The organism is Weizmannia agrestimuris, assembly GCF_943193165.1.
In the GTDB taxonomy this organism is placed as follows: Bacteria; Bacillota; Bacilli; order Bacillales; family Bacillaceae_C; genus Weizmannia; species Weizmannia faecalis.
Window position 1 is genome coordinate 61,151 of sequence record NZ_CALPDC010000004.1, and the last position, 18,862, is coordinate 80,012.

Sequence of the window (18,862 nt, forward strand, 5' to 3'; positions counted from 1 at the left end):
AGTCAAAATGAAAAGAAAGATTGGCAGAAAAAACTATGCATGGATGAAAAGCGAGCTTGCTTTTTTTGAAGAAGAAGGGACCATTACGCATACGCAAAAAGACGAGATGCTTGCACAGTATGAGGTTTCCCGGGGGGTGAGCCTTGTCCGCATTCTTGTCATGGTCGGGGCCCTTTTGCTTGGGGCGGGCATTTTCAGCTTTATTGCCAGCAATTGGGTCTATCTTGGCAAAACGGTCAAATTTCTCATCATCCTTGCTGCGATTGCAGGCGTGAACGGAGCGGCTATCAAACTGGAGAACAGCCATCCGAAAACAGCACGCGGCTTGTACTTTCTTGGTGTCCTGTTTTTCGGGGCGGGCATTTTTCTCACCGGGCAAATTTTTAACCTTGGCGGCTCATTCGGCCAGGCATTTTTATGGTGGGGGATTGGATCGCTGCCAATGGCCTATGTGCTGAAAGACAAATGGCTCTCCATTTTTGCCACAGTGCTTTTCCTTTTGTATTTGGATGCTGAAAATACCGGCATCGGGTACTTCGCTGTTCTCATTACCGCACTTTTAGCAGGATTACTTTACTGGATAAATGAAAAAACGGTTGCTTCCCGCCTGCTTCTGTTTTTCGTAAACGCGCTTTCGATTGCCGTGCTGTCCGTATTTCTGTTTAAACTCAGTGCATTCTTTCCCGCATACGGACATTTGGCTGCCTTTCTGCTTCTCTTTGTTGCCGGCTTCGTGATGCTGCGATTGCCGGTTCAGGAAGCGTACAGAGAAGTGATGCGGCTGGAAGGCCATTTACTTCACGGTTTGATGGGCATCCTGCTTACTTTTTCGTCTGTTTGGGAAGGTACGGTTTTTGGCAGCCACTTCAATTTAGCATTTTCAGTTGTGTACTTTCTGCTTGTCCTGTATTTTATCAAAACCGGCAGCCTTACCAATATCTTCATTCTCTGCATTTTTGTGCTGCGTTTTTACCTTGACTTTTCCTACGACTTTTTGCCGAAATCCATTGTTTTCATCATTGGCGGCCTAATTTTTATCGGTTTTGGCTTTTATTTTGAAAAGCAGCGGAAAGAAGGGGGAAACGGCCATGCATGATCTGGTGAAAAGAGGGCTTGCTGCGTTTGTTCCGATTGCCATTTTACTCGGGATGATTGTTTTGCCGTTATATACGGTTGCGGTGGGGGAACCGGTCAAACTGCAAATGGAACCGGTGGACCCGACGGATGCCTTCAGGGGCGATTATATACAGGTGAATCTTGAAGCGGAAACGGTACCGGCCAGCCGTCTGGACCGCAGTGCCATCGAGTATTTTGCGGGCCATAAAGGCGGGGAACTGACCGTGTATGCCCTGCTTAAAAAAGATGAAAAGGGCATTTGCCATGTGAAAAGTGTATCCGCCGAAAATCCGCGGGGCGGAATATATTTAAAAGGGAAGGCTTACGAGTGGGAAGACGATGAGCAAAAAGTGTATATTGATTATCATCTTGATAAATTTTTTGTGCCTCAACATAGCGGGAAAGAAATCGAGCAGGCGGCAACAAAAGGGCGCGCTGCAGCAGTGGTAAAAATTTACCGCGGCCGTGCCGTTATCACGAATCTCGTAACTGAGTGACGGCCTACCCGACCGAATTTCTCTTGCACGTTTTTTCACGCATATAGAAATCCGGTTGGGAAATGCCGGGCAAAAAATCCCCCTGCATCCCGCACCCGGTGCACGTTCGCAACAGCGCCATATGGTTTGAAACGGTGTTGCTTATGCAAGTCTACACCCACATAAATGTCGTTCGCAACAGCGCCATATGGTTTGAAACCGCACCGGGCCGTTTTCTTTTTCAAAAAATAGCGGACCGGAAGCTTGTTCAATATGCAAATTTTACCCGGACAGTGTTTTCACAACCCTATACCGGGCCGCTTTTCCTTCCACAGCTTTACTTGGAAAGCAATGGAACGAAACTATGTAAAAATCTGTCTTGAAATTTCGGGTGAAAAGGGTCAAAATAGCTTATAGTAAAACAGTCATCACCGTATTTTTGAGAGAGGGGCCGCTTTGGACATGGAACAGCAACCATACATACATGATCCGGAAGTTGTAGCACAAATTGAAAAAGATTTGCGTTACATATCCGGCATTGTCAAGCAAAAGGGCCGTGAATTATTAAGCGATTATAAAATCACGCCGCCACAGTTTCTGGCGCTTCAATGGCTTTTTGAGGAAGGCGATATGACGATCGGGGAACTGTCGAACCGAATGTACCTGGCTTTCAGTACAACGACAGACCTGATTGACCGGATGGAAAAAAATGAACTCGTCAGGCGCGTAAAAGATCCGCATGACAGGCGGGTTGTCCGCATCCATTTACTGGAAAAGGGACGAGTATTGATCGACGAAGTGATCCGAAAACGGCAAGCTTACTTGCAGGGTGTGCTGAGCCATTTTTCACCGGATGAACTGGTCAAATTAAAAAACAACTTACTGCAATTGCATCAGGAAATGAAGACAGAATGAGGCGAGAAGTTTGAATGCACCAATTGGCGTGATTGATTCGGGGGTTGGCGGCCTGACCGTCGCAAAGGAAATGATGCGCCAGCTTCCGAATGAGACCATTTATTATGTGGGCGATACAGCACGATGCCCGTATGGACCGCGGCCGGTGGAAGAAGTCAAAAAATTCACTTGGCAGATGATCCGATTTCTGATGGACAAACAAATAAAAATGCTGGTCATCGCCTGCAATACGGCTACGGCAGTGATTTTGGACGAAGTCAGAGAAGAGCTGAAGATTCCGGTGCTCGGCGTCATTTATCCCGGCGCGCGGGCCGCTTTAAAACATACAAAAAATTTCCGGATCGGCGTGCTCGGCACGATCGGCACGATTAAAAGCCAGGCGTATGAACGGGCGTTAAAAAGCATCAATAAAAAAGTCAAGATTACGGCGCTTGCCTGCCCGAAATTTGTCCCGCTTGTGGAAAGCGGCCAGTACAACAGTCCGATTGCCAAAAAAATTGTTGCCGAAACTTTGTATCCAATCCAAAATTGCGGCATTGACACCGTCATTCTCGGATGTACCCATTATCCGCTCCTCGGGCCGATTATCCAAAACGTGATGGGCGCGGGCGTTTCGGTCATCAGTTCCGGGGAGGAAACCGCGCGAGAAGTAAGCACGCTTCTTTACTTCCATGACCTTTTTAATATGGAAGACACGCGGCAGAAGCACCGCTTTTACACTACCGGCTCGAGCAAAATATTTGCCGCACTTGCATCAGACTGGCTTGAACAGGATATTACTGGTGTGGAAACCATTCAATTGGGGGAGACGCTCTCCTGATTGGGTGGTTTTTTTGTTTTGCCTTCATCCAAGCCCGCATAGAAACGGCTGTGAATAGGCACAATAGCTTTTGAAAAACGGAGGTGGATATATGGAAAACAATGGTTTGGCTTACCACGAAACAAGGGAGCTCCATGAAATGCTCAATTTCAAAACCATTTGTTTATTAAAATCGAAAATGATGTCCGGCCTGGTATTCGACCAGGATTTGAAGGCATTGATGGAAAAAGATGTGCAGCAGGCAGAAGCAGCCATTCAAGAAATGAAAGCTTTATACAAGCTGAATCCGGGAGGGATGCTGCAATGATTCATGATTACTTGGAAATCGAAAACGCGGAAGGCATGCCAGAAATGGCGGATTCAGCGGTTGCACTTGAATTTTTGATGAGTATTAAAACCGGGATCCGGAATGCAGCGGCAGCCATTACGGAATCAAGAACGCCTGCGGTGAGGGCCGCATTCCAGAAACAGCTTGCAGAGGGCCTTTCCCTTCATGAAGAGGTTTCAAATTTCATGATGCAAAAAGGCTGGCTCCACCCGTATAACGTAGATGACCAGTACAAACTGGATATGAAATCCGCTGACATGGCGTTGATGATCGGCAAACTGAACCTGTTTCCCGGCAATACATCGCGCATGGGCATGATGGCGCAGATTGATGCGGACGAATAGGAGGAAAACATGAAAGCAGTCACTTTCCAGGGAATCAAAGATGTCAGAGTAAAAGATGTGCCGGAACCGAAAATAGAGAAAAAAGATGATATTATTGTGAAAATTACGTCATCGGCCATTTGCGGCTCCGATTTGCATCTCATCCACGGCATGATACCGAATTTTCCGGAAGACTATATCATCGGGCATGAGCCGCTCGGGATTGTCGAAGAAACCGGACCGGATGTCACGAAAGTCAAAAAAGGGGATAGGGTGATTATACCGTTCACTGTCGCCTGCGGGGAATGCTGGTATTGCACACACCATCTGGAAAGCCAGTGTGACAATGCGAATGCGAACGGCGAGATGGGCGGCTATTTTGGATATTCCCATCTGACAGGCGGCTATCCGGGGGGCCAGGCGGAATATTTACGCGTCCCGTATGCGAATTTTACACCGTTTAAAATTCCGGAAAACAGCGAAGTCAAAGATGAAGAACTCGTGTTGCTTTCAGATGCCGCTTCCACTGCGTTCTGGTCGGTGGACAATGCGGGTGTAAAAGACGGTGACACGGTTGTCGTGCTCGGCTGTGGACCGGTCGGCCTGCTTGCGCAAAAATTTGCATGGCTGAAAGGGGCGAAACGTGTCATTGCCGTTGATTATCTGGATTACCGGTTGCAGCATGCCAAGAAGTATAACAAAGTGGAAACCGTCAACTTTGAACAGCACGACAATACCGGCGAATATTTGAAAGAACTCACTAAAGGCGGTGCGGATGTTGTCATTGATGCAGTTGGCATGGACGGAAAAATGACACCGATGGAATATTTGACATCCGGGCTGAAACTCCAGGGCGGGGCGATGAGTGCGCTTGTCATCGCGTCACAGGCGGTGAGAAAAGGCGGCACCATCCAGGTAACAGGTGTTTACGGCGGCCGTTACAACGCATTTCCGCTCGGCGATATTTTCCAGCGCAATGTCAGCCTTCGCACGGGACAGGCGCCGGTCATTCATTATATGCCGTTTCTGTATGACCTTGTGGCGCAGGAAAAAGTCACACTCAGCGACATCGTGACGCATGTATTGCCGCTTGACCAGGCTGAAAAAGGATACGAAGTGTTTGATACAAGAACGGACAATTGCATAAAAGTGGTCCTCAAGCCGTAAAAAAAGCCCGGCGCTGCTTTTTTTAAAAGCAGGCCGGGTTTTTCGTGCCTGTCCTCTTCAAATGTGTAAAGCGAAAGCCAGCAGATAAGAGGGAGAAGGCCGGCTGCGCTTTAAACTGACGTAAAGTAAAGCAGTGGGTACGCCGTTTAATCGGGAAGGGGGATTTGTAAGGCGGTCCGGGCTGCCTGCATGTCGACATGCAACTGGTCCTCTATATGATAAGGGTGATAGTAACCCTTTTCAATCATAAAGTCCATGATCTTATCATGCATGTCAATGGCCGCCAGAAGCTGTGCGGAAAGAGCGGCTCTGGCTTCCGCTGTTGCCGCCTCGGTTACCGCAAACGCGAGCATCTTCACACCGGACTTTGTTGAAATGAGCAAGTCAGATGCAATGATGCTGTCTGACATGTCCCCCATCCCGATGATGTTTTGGAGAAAGCCGTTCATTTTTCTTCCCTCCCCAAAAGCGACATGAGTTGTTCGATATCCTGCTTCGCCTGCTTTGCATTCTGCCCGAGCAGTTCTTTTAAAGCCGGATCCTGTGCAATGGCCGACATGGTTGCGGATTTTGTTAAGCAGATGTTTTTAAACATTAATATTTCGTGCATATCAAGCGTTTCATGAACGCCCAGTGTCTGGTCCAAATCAATCCCTCCTGTTCAGCTGTATTTTTATTATGGAAAAGCGTGCCGTTTTTATTCTGCCCCGAAATTTTTGCATGTCCGGTCTAATTTTTCGGAATGCCAGTATACATAGTAGTACAAACAGTCTTCGGGAGGGGAAAGGGATGGTAAAAAAAGCAAAGGCAGCCGGCAAACTTGCCCTGGCGTTTGCGGCATGCAGCATCTGGATCTCGGGTTGCAGCCTGCTACCTGAGAAGCAGCCGGAAAAAATTGATCCACATCAAAGTGTTTCTGTAAAAGACGGAGCGAAACAAACCGCAAAAGCAAAGAAAGGGCAGGTGCTAACAGAGCTGTATTTGATTGATAAATACGGTTATGTCGTTCCACAAACGATCGCCTTGCCCGAAAGCAAAAGCATTGCAAAACAGGCACTGGAATACCTCGTGCAGGACGGCCCGGTTTCCAATTTGCTGCCGAACGGCTTCCGCGCGGTCCTTCCCGCGAATACGCAGTTGTCGGTAGATGTGAAAGACGGTTTGGCGACGGTCGACTTTTCGGGGGATTTCAAAGACTATCAAGCGCACGATGAACAAAAAATATTGGAATCGGTCACATGGACGCTGACCCAGTTCGACTCCATTCAAAAGGTCTCGCTTAAAATGAATGGCAAAAAACTGAAGGCGATGCCGGTTGCGGGGACACCCGTAAGCCCGGATGGTTTGACAAGGGAGGCAGGCATCAATACGGATACAAAGTATGTTGCCGATATTACAAATACCCATCCGGTCACCGTTTATTATTTGGCGGAAACAGGGGAGCAAAGCTATTATGTGCCGGTAACGAAGCGCGTTGCGGACAGTAACAAGGACGATGTCGCAGCAGCGGTTGAAGAACTGGTTAAAGGTCCTTCCCCGGGTTCCCATCTTGTGTCCGGATTCATGGACGATGTCAAACTGAAGAAACAGCCGGAAGTGGCAAACGGGAAAGTGACGGTTGATTTTAATAAAGAAATTTTAGGGAGCCTCGATAAAAAGATGATCTCAAACGAAGTGCTCGATCCGCTCGTCCTGACGCTGACCGAGCAAAAAGGGATTAAAAGCGTTGCAGTCGAAGTGGACGGCAGTACAAAGCTTGTTACAGAAGACGGAAAATCGGTTTCAGAACCGGTGACAAGGCCGGAAAAAGTCAACACGGGTAGTTTTTAGCGTGGTTTTTTTGTTATACTATAGAATATGGGACAAAAGGGGTAGCCAGACTACCTCTTATTTGTATCGTGCATACATAATACATTTCCTTTAAAAGGGGGAGAAAATTGGCGGCTGTTTTGATTGCAACAAAAAACAAAGGTAAAGCAAAAGAATTTGCAGCTTTATTTTCCCGGTTCGAGCTCGAGGTGAAAACGTTTTTGGATATGGAAGGCGCACCGGACGTAGAGGAAACGGGGAAAACGTTTGAAGAAAATGCGATTTTAAAAGCGGAAGCGGCGGCCAATGCATACGGCATGATGGCAATTGCCGATGATTCGGGGCTTATGATCGATGCGCTTGGCGGCAGGCCGGGGGTTTATTCTGCACGCTATGCAGGGAAAGAGAAAAATGATGAGGCAAACATCGATAAGGTGCTTTCCGAGCTTGAAGGGGTACCGGATGAAAAACGTACAGCTTCTTTTTATTGTGCACTTGCGGTTGCCCGCCCTGGAAAAGAAACATTTACGGTGTCCGGGACGCTTCAGGGAAGGATCACGCGGGAAAGGATCGGAGAGAACGGATTCGGGTACGATCCCATTTTTATGCTTCCGTCCGGCAAAACGCTTGCCCAGCTTTCTGCCGAAGAAAAAAATAAAATCAGCCACCGTGCCCATGCACTGGCAAAACTTTCGGATGCACTGTATTCGATTTTAGGGGAGGAAGGCAAAAAATGAAACTGCTGATTGCAAGTGACAGCCACGGACTTACGGAAGAGCTGATCGAGCTTAAACGGCGGTACGGCGGGGAAATGGACGCGATGATCCATTGCGGCGATTCGGAGTTGCGAGCGGACGAGGAGGCCATCCGGGACTTTTTAACCGTGCGCGGCAATTGCGATTATGAGCGGAAATTTCCGCTTGATATCACGAAAGAAATTGGGGACAGCAAAATATTTGTCACCCACGGCCACCATTATAATGTAAAAATGACCCTGTTGAATTTGTCTTATAAAGCAAAAGAAGTGGGGGCGGATTTTGTTTTTTTCGGGCACTCCCATATTCTCGGTGCCGAGCTGATTGAAAATACTCTTTTCCTGAATCCCGGCAGCCTTTTGATGCCAAGGGGCAGGACGGAACGGACGTATGCGGTTGTGGAGAAAAACGGAAATACGATCCGTGTTTCATTTTATACGGACAAGCACCGCGAACTTGAGGATTTACGCCAGGAATTCTCGTTATGACGCCGGGAACTCCGGCTGCAGAGCAAGGCGGGTACGAAGCCGGGCCAATCCGGTTGCGGAAACCGCTGCCTGCTGCTGCACCCGCCCGTTGCAGGAAAAAATCGTGTTTTTTTCAAATTCATGATTGACATTTGCCCGCCTGCTGATTAAAATGAAATATGTTCGTAACAAACCTTATAAGGTTTGTTTTCAAGTGATTTTTGATTGAAATGGAAAATATTTGACAACAAACCATTTTAAAGTGTCCCAGTAGCTCAGCAGGATAGAGCATCGGCCTTCTAAGCCGCAGGTCGGGGGTTCGAATCCCTCCTGGGACGTAGCGCATTTTGAAGATAAACCCTTGATATGAAAGGGTTTTGGACAGCTAAGGGATGCTAACGCAGATTAGAACACTGTGGCAGTATCCCTTTTTTATCCCTGCAATTTTCCTACTTTGATCGAATCCCTCCTGAGACGTAGCGTATAACCGCAAAAAGGCCGGGCAGCAGGGATTTTCCCTTGTTGCCCGGCCTTTTGTGTAAAATGGCGGAAAGAGCAGTTATGATTTTTGCCCTTCTTTTTCCAGTTCTTTCATTTCTTTATGGGTTTGCGGAAATCCGTTTGCGATCCATTCGGAACGGTATGTGGAGTCCAGCTGTGTAAGTCCTTTTTCTTCCGGCACTTTGTCTGCATCCACACTTTCCATCCGGTCGATTTTTTTGCTGTTTCTCATATCCGTGTCTTCCCAAGTTTCAGCCGAATCTTTTTGCCGTTTATTGCAAGCGGCCATGACCAGCACGGCTCCCCCGGCGGAAAGCAAAGTGCCTGAAATCAGATTCATCATTGACCTTTTCATCGAATCCCTCCGTCATGTGTAGACTTGTTATTCATTACCCCTTTTTTCTTCTTTTAAATCATCCCATCATGTTTCAATCCTTTTTCATTTGGACAAACTATAAGTAAAACTGCCTGTTTAAGGGAGGAATTGAAATGCGAAATGCAATCGTTTTACTGGCAAAATTTATCACGTGCATTGTCGCTTTTGCGGTTGCGCTTGATCTCTTTTTCGATGCGACGATCACAGACATTTTATCGTTCAGCCTGCTTGTCACAATAGTGTCTTATGTTGTTGGAGATGTGCTCCTTTTGCCACGCATTGGGAATTGGAAAGCAACCGTTGTTGATTTTTTGCTTGTTTATGCCAGTGTCTGGATTTTCGGGAACGTCGTGCTTGACAATTATTTGCAAATTGCATGGGGCAGCTTCATTGCCGCCTGCCTGATTTCGGCTGCGGAAGTGCTCGTGCACAGGTTTTTGCATCATGATGCCCCAAGCGCTGAAAACACGGCAAAAAGGCAAAATCAACGCCTTGCTTATGGCACGGAAATGGCTGAGGAAGAGGACATTCACGATATCAGACCGGACAAGAAATAAGCAAGCCGGACACGGAAGCTTTATGGCTTTCTGTGTTTGGCTTTTTTCATAATAGAAAGCCCCCTGGCAGTATAAACCCTTTGCAAAAAAACCGGTTCATGCTACACTAGTGACGATCTAAAAAAAGGCGGAATGGACAATGAAAAACGGAAAAAGCAATGTGGTGCCGTTCCCCCGTCTGAAAGAACGCCTCTTGGAGCGGGGACTCGAATCCATCAGCCAAAAAGAATATAAAGAAGCTGCCGCGCTGCTTCGCCAGGCACGCCGGCTTGACCATGACGATGGGGAAATCGGGACCGCCTACATGATTGCGCTCTATGAAGCCGGCGATTATGAAGGGGCGAAAGAACAAGGCAGACAAATGCTTCGTGAAGGAAACGGTGACTACTTCGAAATCCTCGATCTGTTTCTCATGATTCTTGTCCAGCTCGGTGAACATGAAGAAATCAGCAGTACCTTGCGCGCTCTGCTGGAAGAAAAAGAAGCCCCACCGGACAAGCTGGATCATTATGAAAAACTGCTCGCTTTCAGTGAAAAGCGGATGCAAATGCCAAAACCAGAACGGGAGCCCGAGCATACGGGCCGTAAGCTTTTTGAAACCGGGGACCAGGAAGAACAAATCTTGCGGGTTTCGCATCTTGTGCATGAAAATATCCGGCCGTATCTCGATGAAATCCGGGCATATATCCGGGATCCGGACAAACATCCGTTTATCCAGACCCTTTTGCTGAACGTTTTAAAAGAACAGGGGATCACGGATGAATTCGAGGTGCAAAAACTCGGCAAGGCTGGCGCCGTAAATCCCGCGCATCTTTTGCCGATTTTTGAAACGCAGCTGTATAATCTTTTGATTACGCGGCTTTCAAGGGATGTCGAACAAAAAAATCCGACACTTTTTGCTCAGATTAAAACGGTTTTGGACCGGCATTTTTTCCTGCTGTACCCGTTTGAACCGGAGCCGGAAGATCCCGCGCTGTGGACGGCTGCCTACTACAGCATGGGCCTGAAGCTTTTCGGGCAGGAAGCGTATTTTGATAAAATCGCGATGTACTATTCGGTGGAGCCGGATACCTTGCTTGAGGCCGTCCGCTATCTCGAAAGCCTTGAGGAAATTTCTTTGCCGAATCTGTAGGCTCATCATTGAAAGACAAAAAAGCTATGTTATAATTAAATGGTTGTAAACTGTCTTTTTTCAATCCGTATTTGAAAAAAGCAATAGACAAGGGAATCAGGAAACAGACCCGGTCTATTTCCTATTATTACATTATTATTTATAGATTGTTGGAGGGAAAGGTATGTCAGCAAAATGGGAAAAAACTGAAGGAAACCAGGGGATCCTGACAGTTGAAGTAGATGCTGAAACGGTTGATAAAAGTCTGGATAAAGCCTTCAAAAAAGTAGTGAAACAAATCAATGTCCCGGGTTTCCGGAAGGGCAAAATCCCGCGTCCTTTATTTGAAAAACGTTTCGGTGTAGAATCTCTTTACCAGGATGCACTGGATATGATCGTGCCTGGCGAATACGAAAAAGCGATCGAAGAAACCGGTATTGAACCGGTTGATACGCCGAATATCGATGTCGAACAAATGGAAAAAGGTAAACCGCTAATCTTTAAAGCGACTGTTACCGTGAAACCGGAAGTGAAACTTGGCGAATACAAAGGCCTTGAAGTCGAAAAACCGGATACAGACGTAACGGACGAAGACGTGGAAGAAGAATTGAAGAAATTGCAGGAACGCCTTGCCGAACTCGTGATCAAAGAAGACGGCGAAGCGGAAATGGGCGACACGGTTGTCATCGACTTCGAAGGATTCGTTGACGGCGAAGCGTTTGAAGGCGGATCTGCGGAAAACTATTCGCTTGAACTTGGTTCGGGCAACTTTATCCCAGGTTTTGAAGAACAATTAGCAGGCGTAAAAACCGGCGATGAAAAAGAAATTGAAGTTACTTTCCCGGAAGAATACCACGCTAGTGAACTTGCAGGCAAAAAAGCTACTTTCAAGGTGAAAGTCCATGAAATCAAAGCGAAACACCTGCCTGAACTGGACGATGAATTCGCGCAGGATGCGGATGACGAAGTGGAAACGCTGGATGCATTAAAAGAAAAAATCCAAAAAGATTTAAAAGAATCGAAAGAACATGCAGCAAAACACGCGGTTGAAGATGCAGTGGTCGAAAAAGCTGCGGAAAATGCAGAAATGGACATTCCAGAAGCGATGATCAATACGGAATTAAACCGCATGCTGCAAGAATTCGAACAAAACTTGAGTGCCCAGGGGCTGAACCTCGAACTTTACTATCAGTTCTCCGGCCAGAATGAAGAAGCGCTCCGCAATCAGATGAAAGAAGATGCGGAAAAACGCGTCCGCTTTAATCTGACGCTTGAAGCGATTGCCAATGCGGAAAACCTTGAAGTATCCGATGAAGAAGTGGATGAAGAACTGAAGCGCATGTCCGAAATGTACGGCATGTCCGTTGACGATATCAGGCGGGTGCTCGGTTCTACGGACGGCATTAAAGCCGATCTGAAAGCGCGCAAAGCGATCGATTTTCTTGTGCAAAACAGCAAAACTGTTGCATAATATAAATAGAAATACAAGGCACGGCACTGGCTCGTGTCTTGTTTTCTAACCTGCGGGCTGTGCCAAAAAATACATAGAAGCCCATACTGTAAGATAAGCGCACCAGAAACTTAGCCGATGCAATTTTTCAGGATGGAGAAGCATATTCGTCTGGTTTTTGGGAAAATCTGGAGTAGACAGGAATTTTACATATGCATGGAGAATGGTATAAGCAGTTTATTTCCTGCCGGCATCGTTTTGTGATACAATCCATATACAAATCACAGCAAAAGGGGTTTGTATAATGGTAAGCGGGAGTCATGAAGGGTCCCTGTTATTTCGGGAACTGCCAATGGAATGGAAGAAGTACAATATAAGGGGTGAATGGAATGTTCAAATTCAGCGATGAAAAACAGCAGTTAAAATGTTCTTTCTGCGGAAAATCGCAGGACCAGGTGCGAAAATTGGTCGCTGGTCCGGGTGTGTATATATGTGATGAATGTATTGAATTGTGCACGGAAATTGTTGAAGAAGAATTTGGCACAGAAGAAGAAGTAGAATTCAAAGACATTCCGAAGCCGCATGAAATCCGTGAAATTCTTGCGGAATACGTGATCGGCCAGGAACAGGCGAAAAAATCGCTTGCGGTTGCCGTATATAACCATTATAAACGGATTAATTCCAACAGCAAAATCGATGAAGTCGAACTGGCAAAAAGCAATATTTGCTTAATCGGGCCGACAGGGAGCGGGAAAACGCTGCTTGCGCAAACGCTGGCACGTATTTTAAATGTGCCGTTTGCGATTGCCGATGCCACATCGTTGACGGAAGCCGGTTATGTCGGGGAAGACGTCGAAAATATTTTGTTAAAGCTGATTCAAGCAGCTGATTATGATGTGGAAAAAGCGGAAAAAGGCATCATCTACATTGATGAGATTGATAAAATTGCCCGTAAATCGGAAAACCCTTCGATTACACGCGATGTTTCCGGCGAAGGCGTGCAGCAGGCGCTCCTGAAAATTCTGGAAGGCACGGTTGCGAGCGTTCCGCCTCAAGGAGGGCGCAAACATCCGCACCAGGAATTTATCCAGATTGACACAACCAATATTCTGTTTATTTGCGGCGGTGCGTTTGACGGCATCGACCAGATCATTAAACGCCGCCTCGGCAAAAAAGTGATCGGTTTCGGCACCGATTTAAAAAATGACGAACTCGATGAACAATCGCTCCTGAAGCACGTACTGCCGGAAGATTTGCTTTCTTTCGGGCTGATTCCGGAATTCATCGGCCGCCTTCCGGTCATTGCTACTTTGGAACAATTGGATGAAGAGGCATTGATTAAAATTTTGACCGAACCGAAAAATGCGCTGGTCAAGCAGTATAAAAAAATGCTGGAACTCGACCATGTAGAATTGGAATTTGAACAGGATGCGCTGAAGGAAATCGCGAAAAAAGCGATCGAAAGAAAAACGGGTGCACGCGGCTTGCGTTCCATTATTGAAGGCATTATGCTCGATGTCATGTTTGACTTGCCGTCCCGGGAAGATATTGAAAAATGTATTGTTACAAAAGAATCCGTCCTGGACAAAGAATTCCCGAGGCTCGTGCTGAAAGACGGCACAGTCATTGAAGGCAGCGACCAGACAAAATCGGCATAAATAAGCGGAGCCGGGCTGCCCGCCGGCAATCCGGCGTGAACATTCTTTTTTGAACAGGAACCGGTCTAAGGCAGCAGGGCTAAATTCCTGGTATTGGCACAGCGCCGGAAAAATGAGAGGCGAAGCAGAATAAAGAAGCAATGGGCGAGCGGTGCGCTTGCCCTTTTTTCTTCCGCCCAGCCGTTCCTGGTTTTCAGAAATCCCCGTTTATTCCCTCCGGCAGCCGGAGATACTAGGTAAATAAGGAAGCGGCATGATCAGGCTGCAACTGAAATGCTTGGAGGGAACAGGATGAATTGGACGGGGATTGCCTTATTGATCCAGCTATTTTTCGGGATCATTATCGGGCTTTACTTTTGGAACTTGCTAAAAAGCCAAAAAACACAAAAAATTACGATAGACCGCGAATCAAAAAAAGAAATGGAACAGTTGCGGAAACTACGGGAAATTTCTTTATCTGTGCCGCTTTCGGAACGCGTCCGCCCGGCAGCATTCGCGGATATTGTGGGCCAGGAAGACGGCATTAAAGCACTGCGGGCGGCACTTTGCGGCCCAAACCCGCAGCACTGTATCATTTACGGGCCGCCCGGTGTCGGCAAAACGGCAGCGGCCCGGCTTGTGCTTGAGGAAGCTAAAAAAAATCCGAAATCCCCTTTTCAACGTGACGCTGTTTTTGTTGAACTGGATGCCACAACAGCCCGCTTTGATGAGAGGGGCATTGCCGATCCTTTAATCGGTTCCGTGCACGACCCGATCTACCAGGGGGCGGGCGCCATGGGGCAGGCCGGCATCCCGCAGCCGAAACAGGGTGCGGTCACCTCTGCCCACGGCGGCGTCTTGTTTATTGATGAAATCGGGGAATTGCATCCGATCCAAATGAATAAATTATTGAAAGTACTAGAAGACAGGAAAGTTTTTTTGGAAAGTGCGTATTACAATCCCGAAAACCGGGAAATTCCACATCATATCCATGATATTTTTCAAAATGGACTACCTGCAGATTTCCGGCTGATCGGCGCAACGACCAGAACGCCGAAAGAAATTCCGGCTGCCATCCGTTCGCGCTGCATGGAAGTGTTTTTTCGCGAACTTGACCGCGGTGAAATTAAACAGGTTGCAAAAAAAGCAGCTGATAAAATCCATATGGCAATCAGCGAAAACGGGCTGGACATTTTGGCGCAATATACGCAAAATGGCAGGGAAGCGGTCAATATGGTGCAAATTGCTGCAGGGCTTGCAATCCAGGAAGGACAGGATTTTATCCGGGAGGAGGACCTGGAATGGGTGGCAACAGCCAGCCAGTTGTCGCCGCGCTATGAGAAAAAGGCCCCTGAACAGCCGGCTGCAGGGCTTGTTAACGGGCTTGCCGTAACCGGTCCGAACACAGGGATGCTGCTTGAAATTGAAGTAGCGGCCATTCCGGCAAAAGAAAGGGGCAGCGTCAACATTACCGGGATTGTGGACGAAGAGAGTATTGGCGGCGAAGGGAAATCGGTCCGCAGAAAAAGCATGGCAAGAGGTTCCGCCGAAAACGTCATTACTGTTTTACGGACGATGGGTGTCCCCGCTGACCAGTATGACCTCCATGTCAATTTTCCGGGCGGGATTCCGATTGACGGCCCTTCCGCCGGGATTGCGATGGCATGCGGCATTTATTCCGCCATTTATAAAATTCCTGTTGACCAGACAGTAGCCATGACAGGGGAAATCAGCCTGCACGGCAAGGTCAAACCGGTCGGCGGCGTGTATGCCAAAATAAAAGCAGCAAAACAGGCAGGAGCCAAAACGGTGATCATTCCTGCCGAAAACATGCAGGCCACGTTCAAGGAAATCACAGGCATTGCGATCGTTCCGGTCCGGCAGCTGGAAGAAGTCCTGGATATCGCATTAAAGAAACATTTTAACGACAATGCGCTCATAGGGGGTTAATGGACAGGCCCCCTAAAAGACGTATCAAGATAGGGGTGCTGAGATGACAACACAATCCGCATACACAATTCCTTTGCTTCCTTTACGGGGGATTCTTGTGTATCCATCGATGGTTTTGCACTTGGACGTCGGCCGGGACTACTCTGTCCAGGCCCTTGAAAACGCCATGATGCATGGCAGCGAAGTTTTCATGACGACACAAAAAGACGTTTCCATCGAAGAACCAAAACAGGAAGATTTATACCAAACCGGAACGCTCACAAAAGTGAACCAGATGATGAAACTGCAGAACGGGACGATCCGGGTGCTCGTGGAAGGCGTGCGGCGCGCAAAAATCGTCTCTTTTGAAGATGAAGGCACCTTTTATTCCGTCGAAGTCGAAACATTTGATGAGCAGTTTCGGCCGGATGCTGAAACGGAAGCGTTGATGCGCACGATGCTCGAATTTTTCGATCAGTACATCAGCCAGTCGAAAAAAATTTCGGGTGAAACCTTCCAGGCGGTCTCCGATATGGAAGACGGGGGCAAGGCGGCCGATATTATCGCATCCCATTTGCCGCTCCGCCTTCCGCAAAAGCAGGACATTCTCGAAACGATTGATATAAAAGAAAGAATACGAAAGCTGATCGGGCTGATCAAAAATGAACAGGAAATTTTGCAGCTTGAAAAAGAAATCAGCCAACAAGTGAAAAAGTCGATGGAGCGGACGCAAAAAGAATATTATTTGCGGGAACAAATGAAAGCCATCCAGAAAGAACTCGGGGATAAAGAAGGCAAAACGGCGGAAGTGCATGAGCTGCGCGAAAAAATTTTAAATGCCGGCATGCCCGAGCATGTGGGCAATTCCGCATTCAAAGAATTGGACCGGTATGAAAAAATCCCGGCCGCTTCGTCTGAAAGCGCGGTGATCCGTAACTATTTGGACTGGCTCATCACACTCCCGTGGTCGAACGCCACAGAAGATGATCTCAACGTCGCGAAAGCGGAAAAGATTTTGAACGAAGACCACTACGGCCTTGAAAAAGTAAAGGAGCGCGTCCTTGAATACTTGGCGGTGCAGCAGCTGACCCGGTCGATCAAGGGGCCGATCCTTTGCCTTGCCGGGCCTCCGGGTGTCGGGAAAACGAGCCTGGCACGGTCAATCGCAAAATCTTTGGGCAGAAAATTTGTCCGCGTTTCGCTCGGCGGTGTAAGGGACGAATCGGAAATCCGTGGCCACCGGAGAACGTATGTCGGCGCGATGCCGGGGCGGATCATCCAGGGCATGAAAAAAGCCGGCACGATAAATCCGGTTTTTTTGCTCGATGAAATCGATAAAATGGCCAGCGACTTTCGCGGCGACCCCTCAGCCGCAATGCTTGAGGTGCTCGATCCGGAACAGAACCATGCGTTCAGCGACCATTTTATTGAAGAGCCGTATGATTTGTCGAAAGTGATGTTTATTGCAACGGCCAACGATCTGTCTGGGGTTCCCGGCCCTTTGCGCGACCGGATGGAAATCATTTCGATCTCCGGATATACGGAATTGGAAAAAATTGAAATTGCCAAGACCCATCTGCTCCCTAAGCAAATAAAAGAAAACGGGCTTGCTCGCAATCAGCTGAGGATGGATGCGGAAGCCCTCCGCCTGATCGTGCGCCGCTATACACGCGAAGCAGGCGTGCGCGGCCTGGAACGGAGATTGGCCGAAATTTGCAGGAAAACGGCGAAAATCATAGTATCAGGGAAAAGGAAACGGGTCACGGTCTCAGCAAAAAATATCGTTGACTTTCTCGGGAAGCCGCTTTTCCATTACGGGCAGGCCGAGATGGAAGACCAGATTGGCGTAGCGACCGGGCTTGCCTACACGACCGTCGGTGGCGATACGCTTCAGATCGAAGTGTCGCTTTCACCGGGGAAAGGAAAGCTGGTCCTGACCGGAAAACTCGGTGATGTGATGAAAGAGTCCGCTCAGACCGCCTTCAGTTTTGTCCGCTCCAAAGCGGAAGCACTCGGGCTTGCGCCTGATTTCCATGAAAAGTATGATATTCATATCCACGTTCCGGAAGGCGCTGTGCCGAAAGACGGCCCTTCTGCCGGGATCACGATTGCGACCGCCCTGATTTCCGCACTGACGAAGCATGCCGTGCATAAGGAAGTCGGGATGACAGGCGAAATCACCCTGCGCGGCAGAGTACTCCCGATCGGCGGATTGAAGGAAAAGTCGCTCGGCGCACATAGAGCGGGGCTGAAGAAAATTATTATTCCGAAAGAAAATGAGAGAGATTTGGATGACATTCCGGAAAGCGTGCGTGGGGATCTCCATTTTTACCCGGTCACGCATATGGATGAAGTCATTGAAATTGCCATTGCAGGTGAGGAGAAATGAAAGTAACGGAGGCAGAACTGGTCATCAGCGCGGTGCGGCAGGAGCAATATCCGGAAGGGCATTTGCCGGAAATTGCGCTTGCCGGACGGTCAAATGTGGGAAAGTCTTCCTTTATCAATAAAATGATCAACCGTAAAGCCCTTGCCAGAACCTCTTCCAAGCCGGGGAAAACCCAGACGCTGAACTTTTACAAAATCGAAAACAAATTATACTTTGTCGACGTTCCCGGCTACGGGTTTGCGAAGGTGTCGAAAAAAGAACGGGAAAAATGGGGCCGGATGATTGAGACGTACATGACGTCAAGAAAACAGCTGAAGACGGTCGTGCTCATTGTCGATGTCCGGCATCCGCCGACAAACGATGACTGTTTGATGTACAATTTTTTAAAGTACTATAAAATCCCGTGTATCGTCGTTGCCACAAAAGCTGACAAAATCCCGAAAGGCAAATGGGCATCTCATTTGAAAACAGCAAAAGAAACGCTGAATCTGGAAAAAGAAGACGAAATCATTTTATTTTCATCTGAAACAGGAGAGGGAAAGGACAAAGTGTGGGCTTCCCTGATGGAAAGAATTAAGTGAATAAAGCCCGGGGCCAGCATGCGGGCACCGGGCTTTTCTGCAGGATCCGGATCTAAAATCGTATTTTTTAGCGGTCCGGCCCCGGAAAATGCCGGTAATGAGCGCCTGGTTGTTTTTTTGGGCGCGCGGGGCTGTTTGGGTACTTGGCTTTTCAT

Annotated in this window: 20 protein-coding genes and 1 tRNA gene; 18 read left to right on the plus strand and 3 right to left on the minus strand. The window is 47.9% G+C overall.

The window, feature by feature from the left end; genetic code table 11:
• The first annotated feature begins 7 nt into the window (after positions 1 to 7).
• The 7 genes from NFR98_RS03550 to NFR98_RS03580 all read left to right on the plus strand — a co-directional run bounded on the left by NFR98_RS03550 (position 8) and on the right by NFR98_RS03580 (position 5,145).
• Positions 8 to 1,096, plus strand: a complete 1,089-nt coding sequence (locus tag NFR98_RS03550) for a DUF2157 domain-containing protein (protein WP_014097818.1) — start codon at positions 8 to 10, stop codon at positions 1,094 to 1,096.
• Complete coding sequence (locus tag NFR98_RS03555; RefSeq protein ID WP_035184467.1) at positions 1,089 to 1,613, plus strand: GDYXXLXY domain-containing protein; 525 nt, start codon at positions 1,089 to 1,091, stop codon at positions 1,611 to 1,613. Before NFR98_RS03550 ends, NFR98_RS03555 begins: the two co-directional genes overlap by 8 nt.
• A gap of 441 nt (positions 1,614 to 2,054) precedes the next feature.
• On the plus strand, positions 2,055 to 2,507 hold the full coding sequence (locus NFR98_RS03560; protein WP_035184469.1) for a MarR family winged helix-turn-helix transcriptional regulator: 453 nt from the start codon (positions 2,055 to 2,057) through the stop codon (positions 2,505 to 2,507).
• Between the two features lie 10 nt (positions 2,508 to 2,517).
• Complete coding sequence (racE, locus tag NFR98_RS03565) at positions 2,518 to 3,327, plus strand: glutamate racemase (protein WP_017551093.1); 810 nt, start codon at positions 2,518 to 2,520, stop codon at positions 3,325 to 3,327.
• A 91-nt stretch (positions 3,328 to 3,418) separates the two neighbouring features.
• Positions 3,419 to 3,634, plus strand: a complete 216-nt coding sequence (locus NFR98_RS03570; RefSeq protein WP_014097822.1) for a hypothetical protein — start codon at positions 3,419 to 3,421, stop codon at positions 3,632 to 3,634.
• Positions 3,631 to 3,999, plus strand: coding sequence for a spore coat protein (locus tag NFR98_RS03575; RefSeq protein WP_014097823.1), 369 nt, complete (start codon positions 3,631 to 3,633; stop codon positions 3,997 to 3,999). Before NFR98_RS03570 ends, NFR98_RS03575 begins: the two co-directional genes overlap by 4 nt.
• Positions 4,000 to 4,008: 9 nt before the next feature.
• On the plus strand, positions 4,009 to 5,145 hold the full coding sequence (locus tag NFR98_RS03580; RefSeq protein ID WP_017551092.1) for a zinc-dependent alcohol dehydrogenase: 1,137 nt from the start codon (positions 4,009 to 4,011) through the stop codon (positions 5,143 to 5,145).
• A 146-nt stretch (positions 5,146 to 5,291) separates the two neighbouring features.
• On the opposite strand, the gene NFR98_RS03585 is transcribed toward NFR98_RS03580, so the two are convergent.
• Positions 5,292 to 5,594: a spore coat protein gene (locus NFR98_RS03585; RefSeq protein ID WP_014097825.1), complete on the minus strand. Its 303-nt coding sequence runs from the start codon at positions 5,592 to 5,594 to the stop codon at positions 5,292 to 5,294.
• Positions 5,591 to 5,791, minus strand: coding sequence for a hypothetical protein (locus tag NFR98_RS03590; RefSeq protein ID WP_014097826.1), 201 nt, complete (start codon positions 5,789 to 5,791; stop codon positions 5,591 to 5,593). Before NFR98_RS03590 ends, NFR98_RS03585 begins: the two co-directional genes overlap by 4 nt.
• A gap of 143 nt (positions 5,792 to 5,934) precedes the next feature.
• Between NFR98_RS03590 and NFR98_RS03595 the strand changes: the two genes are divergently transcribed.
• From NFR98_RS03595 to NFR98_RS03610, 4 genes are all read left to right on the plus strand, one after another.
• Positions 5,935 to 6,975, plus strand: a complete 1,041-nt coding sequence (locus tag NFR98_RS03595) for a GerMN domain-containing protein (RefSeq protein WP_014097827.1) — start codon at positions 5,935 to 5,937, stop codon at positions 6,973 to 6,975.
• A 107-nt stretch (positions 6,976 to 7,082) separates the two neighbouring features.
• Positions 7,083 to 7,691 (plus strand): XTP/dITP diphosphatase, encoded by a 609-nt coding sequence (locus NFR98_RS03600; protein WP_014097828.1) that lies wholly within the window; start codon positions 7,083 to 7,085, stop codon positions 7,689 to 7,691.
• A complete protein-coding gene (locus NFR98_RS03605; RefSeq protein WP_014097829.1) occupies positions 7,688 to 8,197 on the plus strand; it encodes a metallophosphoesterase in 510 nt (169 codons plus the stop codon). Before NFR98_RS03600 ends, NFR98_RS03605 begins: the two co-directional genes overlap by 4 nt.
• A 243-nt stretch (positions 8,198 to 8,440) precedes the next feature.
• A tRNA-Arg gene (locus tag NFR98_RS03610) sits at positions 8,441 to 8,514 on the plus strand.
• 221 nt (positions 8,515 to 8,735) lie between these two features.
• Here NFR98_RS03610 and NFR98_RS03615 read toward each other — a convergent pair.
• The gene (locus NFR98_RS03615; RefSeq protein ID WP_251459706.1) at positions 8,736 to 9,032 is read right to left on the minus strand and encodes a hypothetical protein; all 297 of its coding nucleotides are present in this window, start codon (positions 9,030 to 9,032) and stop codon (positions 8,736 to 8,738) included.
• 134 nt (positions 9,033 to 9,166) lie between these two features.
• Between NFR98_RS03615 and NFR98_RS03620 the strand changes: the two genes are divergently transcribed.
• The 7 genes from NFR98_RS03620 to yihA all read left to right on the plus strand — a co-directional run bounded on the left by NFR98_RS03620 (position 9,167) and on the right by yihA (position 18,707).
• Positions 9,167 to 9,610 carry a YndM family protein gene (locus NFR98_RS03620; RefSeq protein WP_014097832.1) on the plus strand — a complete coding sequence of 148 codons (444 nt, stop codon included), beginning with the start codon at positions 9,167 to 9,169 and terminating at the stop codon, positions 9,608 to 9,610.
• 139 nt (positions 9,611 to 9,749) lie between these two features.
• A complete protein-coding gene (locus NFR98_RS03625; RefSeq protein ID WP_014097833.1) occupies positions 9,750 to 10,742 on the plus strand; it encodes a tetratricopeptide repeat protein in 993 nt (330 codons plus the stop codon).
• A gap of 163 nt (positions 10,743 to 10,905) precedes the next feature.
• The gene (gene tig / locus NFR98_RS03630) at positions 10,906 to 12,192 is read left to right on the plus strand and encodes a trigger factor (RefSeq protein WP_014097834.1); all 1,287 of its coding nucleotides are present in this window, start codon (positions 10,906 to 10,908) and stop codon (positions 12,190 to 12,192) included.
• A gap of 368 nt (positions 12,193 to 12,560) precedes the next feature.
• Complete coding sequence (gene clpX / locus NFR98_RS03635; protein ID WP_014097835.1) at positions 12,561 to 13,829, plus strand: ATP-dependent protease ATP-binding subunit ClpX; 1,269 nt, start codon at positions 12,561 to 12,563, stop codon at positions 13,827 to 13,829.
• Positions 13,830 to 14,120: 291 nt separating this feature from the next.
• On the plus strand, positions 14,121 to 15,758 hold the full coding sequence (gene lonB / locus NFR98_RS03640; RefSeq protein ID WP_061565531.1) for an ATP-dependent protease LonB: 1,638 nt from the start codon (positions 14,121 to 14,123) through the stop codon (positions 15,756 to 15,758).
• 43 nt (positions 15,759 to 15,801) lie between these two features.
• Positions 15,802 to 18,126 carry an endopeptidase La gene (gene lon, locus NFR98_RS03645; protein WP_061565532.1) on the plus strand — a complete coding sequence of 775 codons (2,325 nt, stop codon included), beginning with the start codon at positions 15,802 to 15,804 and terminating at the stop codon, positions 18,124 to 18,126.
• Positions 18,123 to 18,707, plus strand: coding sequence for a ribosome biogenesis GTP-binding protein YihA/YsxC (gene yihA / locus NFR98_RS03650; RefSeq protein WP_014097838.1), 585 nt, complete (start codon positions 18,123 to 18,125; stop codon positions 18,705 to 18,707). The genes lon and yihA overlap by 4 nt, the downstream gene beginning before the upstream one ends.
• Positions 18,708 to 18,862 lie beyond the last annotated feature (155 nt).

Bases quoted from the DNA above. Each gene is read 5' to 3' on its own strand.
- NFR98_RS03550 (WP_014097818.1), top strand. From the start codon at position 8: ATGAAAAGAAAGATTGGCAGAAAAAACTATGCATGGATGAAAAGCGAG.
- NFR98_RS03555 (WP_035184467.1), top strand. From the start codon at position 1,089: ATGCATGATCTGGTGAAAAGAGGGCTTGCTGCGTTTGTTCCGATTGCC.
- NFR98_RS03560 (WP_035184469.1), top strand. From the start codon at position 2,055: ATGGAACAGCAACCATACATACATGATCCGGAAGTTGTAGCACAAATT.
- NFR98_RS03570 (WP_014097822.1), top strand. From the start codon at position 3,419: ATGGAAAACAATGGTTTGGCTTACCACGAAACAAGGGAGCTCCATGAA.
- NFR98_RS03575 (WP_014097823.1), top strand. From the start codon at position 3,631: ATGATTCATGATTACTTGGAAATCGAAAACGCGGAAGGCATGCCAGAA.
- NFR98_RS03580 (WP_017551092.1), top strand. From the start codon at position 4,009: ATGAAAGCAGTCACTTTCCAGGGAATCAAAGATGTCAGAGTAAAAGAT.
- NFR98_RS03585 (WP_014097825.1), bottom strand. From the start codon at position 5,594: ATGAACGGCTTTCTCCAAAACATCATCGGGATGGGGGACATGTCAGAC.
- NFR98_RS03595 (WP_014097827.1), top strand. From the start codon at position 5,935: ATGGTAAAAAAAGCAAAGGCAGCCGGCAAACTTGCCCTGGCGTTTGCG.
- NFR98_RS03605 (WP_014097829.1), top strand. From the start codon at position 7,688: ATGAAACTGCTGATTGCAAGTGACAGCCACGGACTTACGGAAGAGCTG.
- NFR98_RS03615 (WP_251459706.1), bottom strand. From the start codon at position 9,032: ATGAAAAGGTCAATGATGAATCTGATTTCAGGCACTTTGCTTTCCGCC.
- NFR98_RS03620 (WP_014097832.1), top strand. From the start codon at position 9,167: ATGCGAAATGCAATCGTTTTACTGGCAAAATTTATCACGTGCATTGTC.
- NFR98_RS03625 (WP_014097833.1), top strand. From the start codon at position 9,750: ATGAAAAACGGAAAAAGCAATGTGGTGCCGTTCCCCCGTCTGAAAGAA.
- tig (WP_014097834.1), top strand. From the start codon at position 10,906: ATGTCAGCAAAATGGGAAAAAACTGAAGGAAACCAGGGGATCCTGACA.
- clpX (WP_014097835.1), top strand. From the start codon at position 12,561: ATGTTCAAATTCAGCGATGAAAAACAGCAGTTAAAATGTTCTTTCTGC.
- lonB (WP_061565531.1), top strand. From the start codon at position 14,121: ATGAATTGGACGGGGATTGCCTTATTGATCCAGCTATTTTTCGGGATC.
- lon (WP_061565532.1), top strand. From the start codon at position 15,802: ATGACAACACAATCCGCATACACAATTCCTTTGCTTCCTTTACGGGGG.
- yihA (WP_014097838.1), top strand. From the start codon at position 18,123: ATGAAAGTAACGGAGGCAGAACTGGTCATCAGCGCGGTGCGGCAGGAG.